This is a genomic window from Sulfurivermis fontis (assembly GCF_004001245.1).
GTDB classification, from domain to species: Bacteria; Pseudomonadota; Gammaproteobacteria; order Thiohalomonadales; family Thiohalomonadaceae; genus Sulfurivermis; species Sulfurivermis fontis.
The window spans coordinates 1,445,849-1,459,289 of the sequence record NZ_AP018724.1; the positions used below are offsets into that span (position 1 = coordinate 1,445,849).

Annotated in this window: 13 protein-coding genes; 4 read left to right on the top strand and 9 right to left on the bottom strand. The window is 62.6% G+C overall.

The window, feature by feature from the left end; all coding sequences use genetic code 11:
- Nucleotides 1-136: 136 nt before the first annotated feature.
- The 4 genes from EP379_RS07435 to purB form a co-directional block, all read right to left on the bottom strand.
- Nucleotides 137-649 (bottom strand): DUF7931 domain-containing protein, encoded by a 513-nt coding sequence (locus EP379_RS07435; RefSeq protein WP_127477205.1) that lies wholly within the window; start codon nt 647-649, stop codon nt 137-139.
- A gap of 93 nt (nt 650-742) precedes the next feature.
- Entirely contained in the window at nt 743-1,174 is a 432-nt protein-coding gene (locus EP379_RS07440; protein ID WP_127477206.1) for a GNAT family N-acetyltransferase, read from the bottom strand.
- Between the two features lie 80 nt (nt 1,175-1,254).
- Nucleotides 1,255-2,430 carry a cupin domain-containing protein gene (locus EP379_RS07445; RefSeq protein WP_127477207.1) on the bottom strand — a complete coding sequence of 392 codons (1,176 nt, stop codon included), beginning with the start codon at nt 2,428-2,430 and terminating at the stop codon, nt 1,255-1,257.
- A 224-nt stretch (nt 2,431-2,654) separates the two neighbouring features.
- Nucleotides 2,655-4,022, bottom strand: coding sequence for an adenylosuccinate lyase (gene purB / locus EP379_RS07450; protein ID WP_127477208.1), 1,368 nt, complete (start codon nt 4,020-4,022; stop codon nt 2,655-2,657).
- A gap of 328 nt (nt 4,023-4,350) precedes the next feature.
- On the opposite strand from purB, the gene acnB reads away from it, so the two are divergent.
- The 3 genes from acnB to EP379_RS07465 all read left to right on the top strand — a co-directional run bounded on the left by acnB (nt 4,351) and on the right by EP379_RS07465 (nt 8,047).
- Nucleotides 4,351-6,909 carry a bifunctional aconitate hydratase 2/2-methylisocitrate dehydratase gene (gene acnB, locus EP379_RS07455; protein ID WP_127477209.1) on the top strand — a complete coding sequence of 853 codons (2,559 nt, stop codon included), beginning with the start codon at nt 4,351-4,353 and terminating at the stop codon, nt 6,907-6,909.
- A gap of 486 nt (nt 6,910-7,395) precedes the next feature.
- The gene (locus EP379_RS07460) at nt 7,396-7,707 is read left to right on the top strand and encodes a nucleotidyltransferase family protein (RefSeq protein ID WP_127477210.1); all 312 of its coding nucleotides are present in this window, start codon (nt 7,396-7,398) and stop codon (nt 7,705-7,707) included.
- Entirely contained in the window at nt 7,697-8,047 is a 351-nt protein-coding gene (locus EP379_RS07465) for a HepT-like ribonuclease domain-containing protein (protein ID WP_127477211.1), read from the top strand. The genes EP379_RS07460 and EP379_RS07465 overlap by 11 nt, the downstream gene beginning before the upstream one ends.
- 592 nt (nt 8,048-8,639) lie before the next feature.
- On the opposite strand, the gene EP379_RS07470 is transcribed toward EP379_RS07465, so the two are convergent.
- Together EP379_RS07470 and EP379_RS07475 are read right to left on the bottom strand one after the other, a co-directional pair.
- Entirely contained in the window at nt 8,640-9,524 is an 885-nt protein-coding gene (locus tag EP379_RS07470; protein ID WP_127477212.1) for a DUF808 domain-containing protein, read from the bottom strand.
- A 225-nt stretch (nt 9,525-9,749) separates the two neighbouring features.
- Nucleotides 9,750-10,988, bottom strand: a complete 1,239-nt coding sequence (locus EP379_RS07475; protein WP_127477213.1) for an ISL3 family transposase — start codon at nt 10,986-10,988, stop codon at nt 9,750-9,752.
- A 215-nt stretch (nt 10,989-11,203) separates the two neighbouring features.
- Here EP379_RS07475 and EP379_RS07480 point away from each other — a divergent pair, with 215 nt between their 5' ends.
- Nucleotides 11,204-11,629: a DUF4202 domain-containing protein gene (locus EP379_RS07480; protein ID WP_197722877.1), complete on the top strand. Its 426-nt coding sequence runs from the start codon at nt 11,204-11,206 to the stop codon at nt 11,627-11,629.
- Nucleotides 11,630-11,697: 68 nt separating this feature from the next.
- On the opposite strand, the gene EP379_RS07485 is transcribed toward EP379_RS07480, so the two are convergent.
- The 3 genes from EP379_RS07485 to EP379_RS07495 all read right to left on the bottom strand — a co-directional run bounded on the left by EP379_RS07485 (nt 11,698) and on the right by EP379_RS07495 (nt 13,427).
- The gene (locus EP379_RS07485) at nt 11,698-12,363 is read right to left on the bottom strand and encodes an arginine N-succinyltransferase (protein ID WP_127477214.1); all 666 of its coding nucleotides are present in this window, start codon (nt 12,361-12,363) and stop codon (nt 11,698-11,700) included.
- Between the two features lie 43 nt (nt 12,364-12,406).
- Nucleotides 12,407-12,967, bottom strand: a complete 561-nt coding sequence (locus tag EP379_RS07490) for a hypothetical protein (RefSeq protein ID WP_127477215.1) — start codon at nt 12,965-12,967, stop codon at nt 12,407-12,409.
- A gap of 91 nt (nt 12,968-13,058) precedes the next feature.
- On the bottom strand, nt 13,059-13,427 hold the full coding sequence (locus EP379_RS07495; protein ID WP_127477216.1) for a YebG family protein: 369 nt from the start codon (nt 13,425-13,427) through the stop codon (nt 13,059-13,061).
- Nucleotides 13,428-13,441 lie beyond the last annotated feature (14 nt).

Below are 13,441 nucleotides of genomic sequence, written 5' to 3' on the forward strand. Positions count from 1 at the left end.
GGACTTCTCAGACCACGCCAAGCGAAAAGTGTGATTTTCGCTTGGCTTCATTTTTCAACGACTTATCGTCGTTGAAAAATGGCGGCACATCCCTGTGCCGCGGAAGCTCTGAACTTATTCAGAGCTTCCTTGTAACTCATAAATGCAGCCGGCGCAGCTGCGAATCCTGCTGGCTGCGCTCCCACACCTCGTTGAAGAAGCCCGCCAGGTCGCGTGCCGTCAGGCGGTCGTAGAAATTGGCCACGCCCTCATAGCGGTCGGCCTGCTGGCGGCTGATGTAGCCGGTCTCGTCGGCGACAAAGAAGGCGCGGTTGATGACGGCGTATTCATCCATCGGTTTGCGGATCTCGATGCGGCTGCTCAGGCGCTGGGCCAGCGCGATCAGGCGGTGGCCGCTGCGCATGGCACCGGACGAGTCCTGCACCAGGATCTGGATGCGTGCGTACTGGCTGCGACGTGCCAGTTGCGAGGCAGCCTCCTCGAATTCGGGATTGTCGAACAGGGCTTGGTCCAGGTCACGGCTGAAGATGTGCAGTGTGCGCGTCGCCTGCTGCGTCATTGCCAGAGCCACCGCGCGATGATCACTCGCGGTTTCCAGCGCCAGCAGTTCATTGGTCTCGCCGAGCCTGTGATTCTGGATATCCTGCATGGTGCTCTCCGTGCCGTGGGGATTGGGTCTCATCATAGCCCAAGGCGGCGGCAATTAAGAATGCCTGGCGGCCGCTGCGGCGGAGAACTGCCGTTACAACAGCAGGCGCATGTTGCGGTGGGGGATGCCGGCGTCCATGAATTCGGCACCGGTCGGCTCGAAGCCGAAGCGCCGGTAGAACGTGAGGGCGTGAGTCTGGGCCGCCAGTTCGACGCTTGTGAAGCCCGCGGCACGGGCGGCGGCGAGGACATGGCGCATCAGCGCCGTGCCGACCCCGCGGCGGCGCCAGAACTGCAGCACGGCCATGCGGCCGATGTGACCGTCGGGCAGCAGGCGGGCGGTGGCGATGGGATGTCCCTGTGCGTCTTCGGCGAGAAAGTGACGCGACTGTGTGTCCCATTCATCCCATTCCAGTGCCGCAGGGACGCCCTGTTCCTGCATGAACACCACGCGGCGAACATGCGACAGCGCCAGGCGGTCGGCGATCCAGTCGGCATCACGTATGGAGTAGGCAGGCTTGGACATGGGAACAAAGCATGGACCAGTGTGGCGGGTTTGGCCACTCGCCCCCTCTCGGCCTCCCCCGAAACAGGGGAGGAGAGGCTCTAGTCCTCCGGGAAATACAGCGCCCCGAGGTTGTACAGGTCGGTGAGCAGCTCCAGCAGGTCCTTGTCGTCCAGGTAGGGCAGCAGCTCCTTGTAGCGGAACACGCGCTGGCCGGCGAGCATCTGCGCCACCTTGGGGCCGTCGCCGTACATTTCGTATTCCTCGCCGGCCACATACAGGCGCGTCACGCCGGCGGCATCCGTAAAGTGGGCGTAGCGGGTGTATTCGCTGCGCCACAGTTCGCCGTGTTTCTTGAACAGATCCTTGAACTTCTTCGGCCGCAGTTCCTCTTCCGGCTCCGGCACGTAGTGGCCGGGGCGCACGTCGGTGATGTAGGAGGCGAACCAGCGGTCGATGCTGTCGTCGTCCATGGGAATGGAGCGGATCAGCGCGCGGAAGGATTCGCGTGCATCCAGCGCAATCTCGCCCGGCCATTGCTGCGGCTTGAGGTCGGGGTCGCGGTAAAAGGCATCGACATCGAACTTGGTGAGCACATCGTTGCAGTAGCCGGAGATGATGCCGCCCACGGTGGGGGCGCGATAGCCGACGGAGATGGTGATGCAGTCGTTGTCCAAGGCCACGCCATGGTGTGCCACGCCTGGCGGCAGGTAGAGCATGTCGCCCGGCTCCAGCACCCATTCCTCTTCCGCCACGAAGTTCTTCATGATCTTGAGCGGCAGGTCCGGCAGCAGGTCGTCGTCGGTGGGCTCCTGGCGGTTGATCTGCCAGCGGCGGTGACCGGCGCCCTGGATCAGGAACACGTCGTAATTGTCGGCGTGGGGGCCGACCGTACCGTGCTCCGGCGCATAGCTGACCATCACGTCATCCAGGCGCCAGTTGGGCAGGAAGTTGAAACGTTCCTGCAACAGGGCGAATTCCGGCACGTGTTTGTTGATTTCCTGCACCAGCACCGTCCAGTGCGTGGCCGGCAGGGTGGTGAAGCGTTCCTCGGCGAACGGGCCGTGCTCCAGCTGCCAGGGTTTCTCGCCGCCCTGTTCCATGATCAGGCGCGATTCCACGTCTTCCTCGCAGGCGAGACCGGCCAGCTCCTCCGGCGTCACCGGGCACTGGTAGCCGGGCAGCGCCTGGCGGATCAGCAGCGGCTCCTTCTGCCAGTACTTGTCCAGGAACTCTTCTACCGAAAGGCCGCCGAGCAGAGTCTTGATGTCGTGCATGGTGTGTATCCCATACAAAAAGCGTTGAACGCAAAGAACGCAAAAGGCCGCAAAGTGATGTGGGAGCCCGATTTATCGGGCGATTACGGCGCGGGCCAAGCCGCTTTCGCCCGGCATGGCCAGACTCCCACAGAGGCAGTAGCCGCTTGACTCAATAATCGTTGCGCCCTTTGCACCTTTGCCTTGAAGGGGTTAAGGAAGCTCTGAATAAGTTCAGAGCTTCCTTAAATCTTTTTGGCCTGCGTCACCGCATTGCCGATGTAGCTGGCCGGGGTCATGGCCTTCAGCCGTGCCTTGGCCTCGGCCGGGATCTCCAGTGTGTCGATGAAGGCTTGCATGCCGGCCTGATCGACGCGGCGGCCGCGGGTCAGTTCCTTCAGCTTCTCGTAGGGCTTCTCGATGCCATAGCGGCGCATCACGGTCTGGATCGGTTCGGCCAGCACTTCCCAATTGGCGTCCAGGTCGGCGGCGATGGCGGCCGGGTTGGCCTCCAGCTTGCCGATGCCGCGCAGGGTGGAGTTGTAGGCGATGAGGGAGTGCGCCACGCCGACGCCCAGGGTGCGCAGCACGGTGGAGTCGGTAAGGTCACGCTGCCAGCGCGATACCGGCAGCTTGGCGGCCAGGTGGTCGAACAGGGCGTTGGCGATGCCGAGGTTGCCCTCGGAGTTTTCGAAGTCGATGGGGTTGACCTTGTGCGGCATGGTGGAGGAGCCCACCTCGCCGGCCACGGTCTTCTGCTTGAAGTAGCCGATGGAGATGTAGCTCCAGATGTCGCGGTCGAAGTCGAGCAGGATGGTGTTGAAGCGGGCGATGGCGTCGAACAGCTCGGCGATGTAGTCGTGCGGCTCGATCTGGGTGGTGTAGGGGTTCCATTCCAGGCCCAGTGAAGTGACGAACTCCTCGGCGAACTGGCACCAGTGGATGTCCGGGTAGGCGCTGAGGTGGGCGTTGTAGTTGCCCACCGCGCCGTTGATCTTGCCCAGCATGGGCACCGCCGCCACCTGGGAGCGCTGGCGCATCAGGCGCGCCACGACGTTGGCCATCTCCTTGCCCAGGGTGGTGGGGGAGGCGGGTTGGCCGTGGGTGCGGGAGAGCATGGGCTGTTCGGCGTACTGGTGCGCCAGGCCCTTGATGGCGTCGATGACGGCGTCCATCTGCGGCAGCACCGCCTGGGTGCGCGCCTCGCGCAGCATCAGGGCATAGGCCAGGTTGTTGATGTCCTCGGAGGTGCAGGCGAAGTGGATGAACTCGCTCACCGCCTCCAGCTCGGCGTTGCCGGCGATCTTCTCCTTCAGGAAGTACTCCACCGCCTTGACGTCGTGGTTGGTGGTCTTCTCGATGTTCTTGACCCGCTGCGCATCCTCGACGGAGAACTTCTCGACGATGCCGTTGAGCACGTTGTTGGCGTGCTCGGATAGGGCCGGCACCTCCGGGATGTCCTTGTGGGCGGCCAACTTCTGCAGCCAGCGCACTTCCACCAGCACGCGGTGGCGGATCAGGCCGTACTCGCTGAAGATGGGGCGCAGGTCCACGACCTTGCTGCCGTAGCGGCCATCAACGGGGGAAATCGCGGTAAGTTCGGTCAGGTCCATGCCGGCTCCAAAGGGGGTCATTCGGGGAAGCGCGCATGATACACCAATCGACCGGAAAACCTTACGCGGCGGGCCGCTGGATGCTGCCTTCATGTGCATGGGCACGCTGCGCTTTGCCCATCCTGCATCACCTTCAATACCGACAACAACAAGGGTACGTCCCCGCAGGAACACACCGCCGGTCGCAGCCACCCCCATCGTGAATATGATTCGCCTACACCAACCGGCACGGCATTCCGGCCCCCCCTATATTGGAGTATGCTTTGGCACATTCGCGCCCCGTCCGTGCAACAGTTTTTACTTTAAATATCGAACACAGGTCATTGAGATGCTTAAAGAATATAGAGAACACGTCGAACAGCGCGCGGCCCAGGGCCTGCCCCCCTTGCCCCTGGATGCCAAGCAGGTCGCCGCCCTGGTGGAGCTGCTGAAGAACCCGCCCAAGGGCGAGGAGCAATTCCTGGCCGATCTGCTGACCCACCGCGTGCCGCCCGGCGTGGACGACGCCGCCTACGTCAAGGCCGGCTTCCTCACCGCCCTGGCCAAGGGCGAGGCCAAGTCCCCGGTCATCGATCGCAAGCGCGCCACCGAACTGCTCGGCACCATGCTGGGCGGCTACAACGTGCGCGCCCTCATCGAGCTGCTGGACGACGAAGACATGGCGCCCATCGCCGCCCAGGGCCTGGCCAAGACCCTGCTGATCTTCGACGCCTACCACGATGTCATCCACAAGGCCAAGACCAACAACTGGGCCAAGCAGGTGGTCGATGCCTGGGCCGCGGCCGAGTGGTTCACCAGCAAGCCGAAGCTGGCCGAGTCCATCACCCTGACCGTGTTCAAGGTCCCCGGCGAGACCAACACCGACGACTTCTCCCCGGCCTCCGAGGCCTGGAGCCGCCCGGACATCCCGCTGCACGCCCAGGCGATGCTGGTCAGCAAGATGCCCGATGCCCTCGCCACCATCGGGAAACTGAAGAAGGAGGGCCGCCCGCTGGCCTTCGTCGGCGACGTGGTCGGCACCGGCTCCTCGCGCAAGTCCGCCATCAACTCGGTGCTGTGGCACATGGGCGAGGACATCCCCTACGTGCCCAACAAGCGCCAGGGCGGCGTGATCCTCGGCGGCAAGATCGCCCCCATCTTCTTCAACACCGCCGAAGACTCCGGCGCGCTGCCCATCGAGTGCGACGTTTCCAAGCTCAACACCGGCGATGTCATCACCATCAAGCCTTTCGAGGGCAAGATCGTGAACGCCCAGGGCGAGGTGCTCGCTACCTTTGAGCTCAAGCCCACCACCATCGCCGACGAGGTGCGCGCCGGCGGCCGCATCCCGCTCATCATCGGCCGCTCGCTCACCGACAAGACCCGCGAGGCGCTGGGCCTCAAGGCATCGGACCTGTTCACCCGCCCGGTGGCCCCGAAAGACACCGGCAAGGGCTACACCCTGGCGCAGAAGATGGTCGGCAAGGCCTGCGGCGTACAGGGCATCCGCCCCGGCACCTACTGCGAACCGCGCATGACCACCGTCGGCTCGCAAGACACCACCGGCGCCATGACCCGCGACGAGTTGAAGGAACTGGCCTGCCTCGGCTTCTCCGCCGATCTGGTGATGCAGTCCTTCTGCCACACCGCCGCCTACCCCAAGCCGGTGGACATCAAGCTGCACCACACGCTGCCCGAGTTCATCACCACCCGCGGCGGCGTCTCGCTGCGCCCCGGCGACGGCGTGATCCACTCCTGGCTCAACCGTATGCTGCTGCCCGACACCGTCGGCACCGGCGGCGACTCCCACACCCGTTTCCCCATCGGCATTTCCTTCCCGGCCGGTTCCGGTTTGGTGGCCTTCGCCGCCGCCCTCGGCGTGATGCCGCTCGACATGCCCGAGTCGGTGCTGGTGCGCTTCAAGGGCCAGATGCAGCCCGGCGTCACCCTGCGCGACCTGGTCAACGCCATTCCCTACGTGGCCATCCAGCAGGGCCTGATGACGGTGGCGAAGGAGGGCAAGAAGAACGTCTTCAACGGCCGCATCCTCGAGATCGAAGGCCTGCCCGACCTGAAGGTGGAGCAGGCGTTCGAACTGTCCGACGCCAGCGCCGAGCGCTCCGCCGCCGCCTGCACCGTGCGCCTCAACAAGGAACCGATCATCGAATACCTGCAGAGCAACATCACCCTGCTCAAGTGGATGATCGCCAACGGTTACGAAGATAAGCGCACCCTGAGCCGCCGCATCGAGGCGATGGAGGCGTGGATCGCCGACCCGCAACTGCTGGAGCCGGACGCCGACGCCGAATACGCCGCGGTGATCGAGATCGACCTCAACGAGATCAAGGAACCGATCCTGGCCTGTCCCAACGACCCGGACGACGTCAAGCTGCTGTCCGAAGTCGCCGGCACCCAGATCGACGAGGTGTTCATCGGCAGCTGCATGACCAACATCGGCCACTACCGCGCCGCCGGCAAGGTGCTGGAGAAGGTCGCCAACGTCCCCACCAAATTGTGGATCGCCCCACCCACCCGCATGGACCAGCGCCAGCTGACCGAGGAGGGCTACTACGCCATCTTCGGCAAGGCCGGCGCGCGTACCGAGATGCCGGGCTGCTCGCTCTGCATGGGCAACCAGGCCCGCGTCGCCGACAACGCCACCGTGATCTCCACCTCCACCCGCAACTTCCCCAATCGCCTGGGCAAGGGGGCGAATGTGTATCTGTCGTCGGCGGAACTGGCGGCGGTGGCGGCGATGATTGGGCGGATTCCGACCGTGGCCGAGTATATGGAGGCGGTGAAGGGGTTGGAGCCGATGGCGGGGGATATCTACCGCTACCTGAACTTCAACCAGATTGCCGAGTACGAGGATGTGGCGAAGAAGGTCATTCCGATCAGGGCGGCGTAGTCTCGGACTCATCGCTCACCCTCTCCCCAGCTTATATTCCCTCTCCCTCAGGGAGAGGGCTAGGGTGAGGGGATAAATGGGCCCAAAAACCGCTTGTTCCCAAAGGACAACCTACCGCTATAATCGCCCCATCAGCCATAAACAATTCATTGCCGAATTGAGGCGGGATAGCCTCATACCGGATTGAGTGGAAGAGATCGGGAGGACTTCATGCAACACGCCAAACAGGACGCACTGGAGACCATCGAAAAGCTCCCGATGATGCCGACATGGACGAAATCATGTACCGGCTCTATGTGCTGGATAAAATCCGCAAGGGTCAGGAGGCGGTAGAACAGGGCCGCACCACCATCAGCGAGGCGCTGAAGCGCGAGATCGAGTCGTGGTGATCTGGTCGGATCCGGCCAAGGCCGATCTGCGTTCAATTAAGGACATGCAATCGCTATAATCGGCCTATTCAAGGATTTCGGAGAACACCGGAACGTCATGCACCCCCTAGTCGCCAGCCACCGCAAGGAAATCGCCGACCTCTGCCGGCGCTATCGCGTCCGTCGGCTGGAGGTGTTCGGTTCCGCGGCGCGCGGCGACGACTTCGAACCGACCCGTTCGGACGTAGATTTTCTCGTCGAGTTCGAACCCGAAGGCCATCAAATTTCCCTCGCCGAGTATTTCGAGTTGCGCGATTCGCTCGCCAAAGTCACCGGGCGTCCGGTTGATCTGGTCATGGCCGGCGCGATTCGAAACCCATACATCCTGGCGGACATCAACAAGAGCAGGGAGCTTGTTTATGGGTCGTGACCCGCGCGCCTTCTTGTGGGACGTGCTGGAAAACGCCGACGCCATCGCGCAGTTTGTGCGTGGCCGCGAGCAGAAAGACTATTTGTCAGATGGAATGCTGCGTGCGGCCGTTGAACGGAAGTTGGAAATCATCGGCGAGGCGCTAAATCAGCTGAGCAAGGTTGCTCCTGAACTGGCGGCGCGTGTTCCGGAAGCGGCGCAGGCAATCGGACTGCGGAATGTATTGATTCACGGCTACACGCTTACCGACAACAACATTGTGTGGCGGACAATCCAGACCGATATCCCTAGGCTTAGAACCAACGTCGATGGGCTGCTGGATGAGCTTGGTAAAGCGTAATGATGGAACCCGCGAATCAATGACAAGGTCTGGGATGACGCCTAAGCCGAACACCCTTACCCAGCCATTCAACGACACGGTACGTAAGCGTTTTCTGCGCGATGAATTGTTTCGCGAGGCGTTGATCGCTGAGGCGTTCAAGGAGATTGAGTCGGGCGAGAGGGCGGTTGGGCTTGCGATATTGAACGATTGCATCTTGTCGGCGTATCGCGGAGTGGAGCGGGGATAGTGAAATGGGGTATGGGTCATATCTACCAGGGGGAAGTCACCCCTGTGTCAAGATAGTTGCCGCCTCAATAGCTCTGTAACCTAAGGGGGCTGAGAGGTGAGAAATGGCACGATACGGACGAGCATTCAAAGAGCGGGCGGTGGCGGGTAGTTCGGGGTCAGGGGTAGTTCGGGGTCAGAGTAAAAACTCCACCCTCATTCGTAGTTCGGGGTCAGAAACGTAGTTCGGGGTCAGAGTAAAAACTCCACCCTCATTCGGCAACCGGCGACACCCCCCCCGGCTATCCGACTCGGCTTTGACCTGAACAATGTGGTGAGAAACAACAGCTAGCGGTGTGCGGCATCCATGCCGCCCCTCGACTTCTTAACCCGCCAGTTTGTTTTTGAACTTCTGAAACAGATGCACAGCCCCGATGACGACGGTGCCCACCGCGAGACCGGCGAGCAGTTCGCTGGCCATGGCGGGGAGGGCGTCGAGCAGGTGGTGTACGGCGGTGATGTTGTGGACATACATGCCGCCGCCGACCAGCAGCATGGCGATGGTGCCGACCACGCCGAGCAGGCGGATCACCCGGGGCAGGGCGGCGACGAGAAGCTGGCCGAGGGCCTTCAGGCTGCGGGCACCCAGGCCGGTGTTCGTGCCGGCCCGAATGATGAGATGAAGGCCGGCATCATCCATGCGCACCAGCAGGGCGACCAGGCCGTAGACGCCGACGGTGGCGAGGAGGGCGATGAAGCTGACCACCATGATCTGCGTCGGCATCGATTTTTCCACCACGGTGCCGAGGGCGATGACGATGATCTCGATAGAGAGGATGAAGTCGGTGCGTATCGCCGCCTTGATCTTGGCGGCCTCGCGCTGCAGCAGGTCCTGTCGGTTGTCGGTCTCGCGCGCGGCGACGGTCTTGTCGTGATGGCCGGCAAACATTTCGTAGACCTTCTCGACGCCCTCGTAACAGAGATAGGCGCCGCCGATGAGCAGAATCGGCACGATGAGCCCGGGCAGGTAGGCACTGAGCAGGAGGGCGATGGGCAGGATGATCAGCTTGTTGATGAAAGAGCCCTTGGTGATAGCCCAGATCACCGGCAGTTCGCGACTGGCGTGAAATCCGGTCGCCTTTTCGGCATTTACCGCCAGATCATCGCCCAGGATGCCAGCGGTCTTTTTCGCCGCCAGCTTGCTCATCATTGCGGCGTCGTCAAGGAGCATCGCCACATCGTCCAGGATTGCAAAGATTCCACCGGCCATTGTTTCGTACCTTCTGGTTCAAGGTCCGATTATAGGCCATCGCGATACGTGTATCCGCAAGGAAATGCAGTTGCCCCTGCACTCCCGGGCACAGTATCTGTTGCTGCGCAGTATTATGGAAGGTCTGAATAAGTCCATCCTGGACTTCTCAGACCACGCCAAGCGAAAAGTGTGATTTTCGCTTGGCTTCATTTTTCGGGTCATCACCTGATCGAGTGGGTTGAATCACCGATTTCTCATCTGAGCGGGGTATAGGTCAAGGCCGCCGAGATGGAAGTAGATGGCAGTACGGAAACGCTCCCGATTGCGGAACCCCCGCGCCCGGCTCTTCATGTGCTGGATGCGGCTGTTGATGCTTTCGGCATGGCCATTGTGTACCTTCAACACCACGGCATTGATGATGCCCCACAGGTGCTTCTTGATCGTTGCGGCGGTTTTCTTCACCGGCTCCAGTCGGCTGCGTACAGCCCAAGACAGCCAGCGCGTCCAGCCCTTGGCCGCCCAGGTGCGGCTGTCGTAGTGCCACAGGCCCATGGCGAATTCCTTGATGGCCCAGGCCCGCGCCGTTTTCAGGCTGCCATCGCGCAGTGCACGAAAGCGGTTCTGCTGCGCACGCGTCATGTTGGCCGGGTTGGTGAGCCAGTCATATTTGCTGCCCTTGAGGCAGTCCTCGCCCACGGCCAACAGGGAGCGATGCTCCTGTCGCCGTACCTTGTCCACCGCATCATTCAGGTACTTGGCGACATGAAACTTGTCGAAGGCGATTTTCTCCCGCGCCTGTGGGATGTGCGCCTCCGTGGCGCTGATATAGGCCGGCCACATGTCCATCGCCACCGCCTTGATGTTGGCCTTCTGCTCATCACTCAGCCCGGCATAGTAGGCCGACAGGCTCTCCGTCTTGCGGTCGTCCGCCACGTGCAGCACGACGCCACGTTCCTGGTCAGTCACCACGGTCACGTACTCGTGGCGCCGGGCGAAGGCGGTCTCGTCCACGCTCAAGTATTCCGGCGCTTGGCTCTCACGTCGGGACAGCCCGCGCTTCACCGCGCGCTGCATCACTCTGTCGATGGCGCCCCAACTCAGCTTCAATTGTCGCGCCACCGCCTGCGTGCTCGCCTCCTTCAGCCAGTCAATGAGCAGCGCCTCGAACAGCGCCGTGAAACCCGAACCCGGTTCTGCCCACGGGACCGCCACCGTGACCACCCCGTGCTCTGCACATTGCACCCGCGGCACGTCCGCTTCCAGCACCGTCTTGTACTGGCAGGTGTCCAGATGGCGCCATTGCCGACGCCTGCTGTCGTAGCCGGGGCTGGGGCGTCCACAGTGCGGACAGCTCCACGTCACTCCCGGCTCCGGGACCACGTGAATCCGAACCTCCTCGGCATCACGCAGCAACTGCACATCGGCCACCTTCCACGGCGACCGTAAGCCAAGAATCTGGGCGTATAGGTCTATGTCTCTCATGACTCAACAGGGTAAGCTACCCACTCGATACGGGGAAGAGCCCATTTTTCAACGACTTATCGTCGTTGAAAAATGGCGGCACATCCCTGTGCCGCGGAAGCTCTGAACTTATTCAGAGCTTCCTTAGAATCCTCTGCTATTCCATCAGGAAGGACTACCCATGTCGCCGCAGACACCAGCCTACGAACGTGCAGTCGCTCTCATCGATGCCGCCAATGCCGAGGATCCCAATACCGAGGAAGTCGCCGCGCAGCGACTATCCCATGGATCGCAACGGCTATCTGCAATGGCGTACCCATCTCTACAAGTTCCATGCGGAAACTGCTGCGGCATTGATGGCGCAGGCAGGTTGCGCTGCGGAGGATATCGAGCGGGTGAAACAGGCGGTGGGCAAGCGGGCGCTGAAGGTCAACCGCGACACCCAGCTGCTGGAGGACGTGGCGGCGCTGACCTTCATCGAGCACTACATGCTGGACTTCGCCGGCAAGCACCCGGAATACGACGAGGCCAAGTGGATCGATATCGTCCGCAAGACGTGGAAGAAGATGTCGGAGCGTGCGCACCAGTTCGTGCTGTCCGGTGGCATCACCCTGCCGGAACCGCTGCGGCCGCTGATTCAGAAGGCGCTGGCGGAGAACTGACGGCGGAGAACACGGTCACCTGAAGCCGGCCCCACGCCACGGACGGTGTGTCGCCTGTCAGGCCGGCATCATTCCTTGAGCGTCAGCCGCAGCTCGCCGTCCCTCACTTCCATCGCCGCCACGCCGGCGGCAAAGGCCTGCCAGAAGCCCTGGTCGTTGCCGAATTCCCGCACCAGATCGACATTCTTCAGATTGCCGAGCCAGGCATTGGGCAGCGGCACGCCCCACACGCTGACACCCTGAAGACGCATCACCGGGCGGCCGTCGGCGTAGCGTATCTCCATGCCGGCGGTGAGCTTGACGGTCTTGCCGCCGAGCAGGGGAAACTCCGGGTCGAGGGGGACCAGCAGCTTGGCACTGGCGAGATTGTCGGACAGGTCGATGACGAGACGCTGGGCGAGGTCGGGGTCGCGGGCGAGCAGGGCATTGAGCTCCCTTTCGCTGAGGGCGATCTCGCGGCGGGCGCCAACCTCCGAGTAGCGCTCCGGTGTGAGCGCAGACGGCCTGGCCGGCGGCGTATGTCGTGTGGTGTCGAGGCGCGCCAGCTTCTGTTCCAGCACCTGCTTTTCCTGCGGATTCAGTGTCACCGGGCTGAACGCGGCGGGAAACACCATGGCATACACCAGCCACAGTGTCAGGACCACGGTCAGGATGATGGTGAGCAGGACGATGGCGGTGATCTTCCTGCCGGAGCCAGTCCTGGCCGGTGCGCTGGCGTGCGGTTCGGCAGTCATGAATCTTCCCGTGTCGTGGCGGCAGGTCTGTCGGCGACGGTTGTTAGAAACTCAGCGTCAGGCCGGTGCTGAGCGCGGAGAAATCCTCGTCCTGTTTGACACCATCCGCTGCCGTGTAGTCGTCGATGCTGCCGCGGGCGTAGTTGATATACCAGTGGGTCTCCGTGCCGGCATAGCGGAAAACCTCATAGCCCAGGCCAACCTCATAGGCAGAGCCACTGCCGTCGGCTGCGGCCGCCGCGTTGTTCCAGTGTGTGACACGCCCGCCGGCGAGTTTGAAAAACAGTTTCGACTCGGCGCCGGGCCAGATTCGCGCCACCGCGAAGAGGCTGGACAGCCCCTCACCATCCGATGGATCCCAGATGTTGCCGGACCTGATGCTCCAGCCGCCGGCGGCGATGCCCAGTTGCAGTTGTGGATGCAGCGTATAGCCGCCGGCGAGGGCGAGATTCAGACGCGTGGTGTCGCGCTCGGCAGCCACCTGCGGGTCCAGGCTCACTCGGCCGACACCGACGTCGATGGCACCCCAGAAGCCGTGGCGCGGGGCATCCGCTGCAACAGCGTTACCGCAAAGAATGCACAGCAGGGGGATCAGGTAGCGCATGGGGTTGTCCTGTTGGCGATTTGTGCCCGCAGGACAACTATAGCAGGGCGCGGGCACCGTCCGCTGCCAGCAGGCAGGGACGGTACCGGGTTCAGGCATCTGCTTCGGCTGCCGGCTTTTTGGGCTGGCTCTGGCGCGGTTTCTTGCCTGTCACCACCTCCAGCAGGCGCGGACCGTGGTTCTCCACCAGGGCCGTGGCGAGCTGGTGGGCGCTCTCGGTGGCCAGGGTGACGCCGGCGTCGCGGGCGGCCAGTTCCAGCAGCTCGGCCAGATTTTCCTGCTGCTCCAGACGGGCATCGTAGGCCTCGGCCTCGGCGCGGTTATCAAACATGGTGGTGGGGTCCTTGTCGCTTGCGTATCTGACGATTACAGCCATGGTCGGAGGGTTCCTCACTGGTAGTTGCCTTTCGATTCCGCCCCTGGGAGCGGAAAACAGGGATGCGACGCGCACTGTATACATATACACGTCATGCC

Bases quoted from the DNA above. Each gene is read 5' to 3' on its own strand.
- EP379_RS07435 (WP_127477205.1), bottom strand. From the start codon at position 649: ATGCAGGATATCCAGAATCACAGGCTCGGCGAGACCAATGAACTGCTG.
- EP379_RS07440 (WP_127477206.1), bottom strand. From the start codon at position 1,174: ATGTCCAAGCCTGCCTACTCCATACGTGATGCCGACTGGATCGCCGAC.
- EP379_RS07445 (WP_127477207.1), bottom strand. From the start codon at position 2,430: ATGCACGACATCAAGACTCTGCTCGGCGGCCTTTCGGTAGAAGAGTTC.
- purB (WP_127477208.1), bottom strand. From the start codon at position 4,022: ATGGACCTGACCGAACTTACCGCGATTTCCCCCGTTGATGGCCGCTAC.
- acnB (WP_127477209.1), top strand. From the start codon at position 4,351: ATGCTTAAAGAATATAGAGAACACGTCGAACAGCGCGCGGCCCAGGGC.
- EP379_RS07460 (WP_127477210.1), top strand. From the start codon at position 7,396: ATGCACCCCCTAGTCGCCAGCCACCGCAAGGAAATCGCCGACCTCTGC.
- EP379_RS07465 (WP_127477211.1), top strand. From the start codon at position 7,697: ATGGGTCGTGACCCGCGCGCCTTCTTGTGGGACGTGCTGGAAAACGCC.
- EP379_RS07470 (WP_127477212.1), bottom strand. From the start codon at position 9,524: ATGGCCGGTGGAATCTTTGCAATCCTGGACGATGTGGCGATGCTCCTT.
- EP379_RS07475 (WP_127477213.1), bottom strand. From the start codon at position 10,988: ATGAGAGACATAGACCTATACGCCCAGATTCTTGGCTTACGGTCGCCG.
- EP379_RS07480 (WP_197722877.1), top strand. From the start codon at position 11,204: ATGCCGAGGATCCCAATACCGAGGAAGTCGCCGCGCAGCGACTATCCC.
- EP379_RS07485 (WP_127477214.1), bottom strand. From the start codon at position 12,363: ATGACTGCCGAACCGCACGCCAGCGCACCGGCCAGGACTGGCTCCGGC.
- EP379_RS07490 (WP_127477215.1), bottom strand. From the start codon at position 12,967: ATGCGCTACCTGATCCCCCTGCTGTGCATTCTTTGCGGTAACGCTGTT.
- EP379_RS07495 (WP_127477216.1), bottom strand. From the start codon at position 13,427: ATGTATACAGTGCGCGTCGCATCCCTGTTTTCCGCTCCCAGGGGCGGA.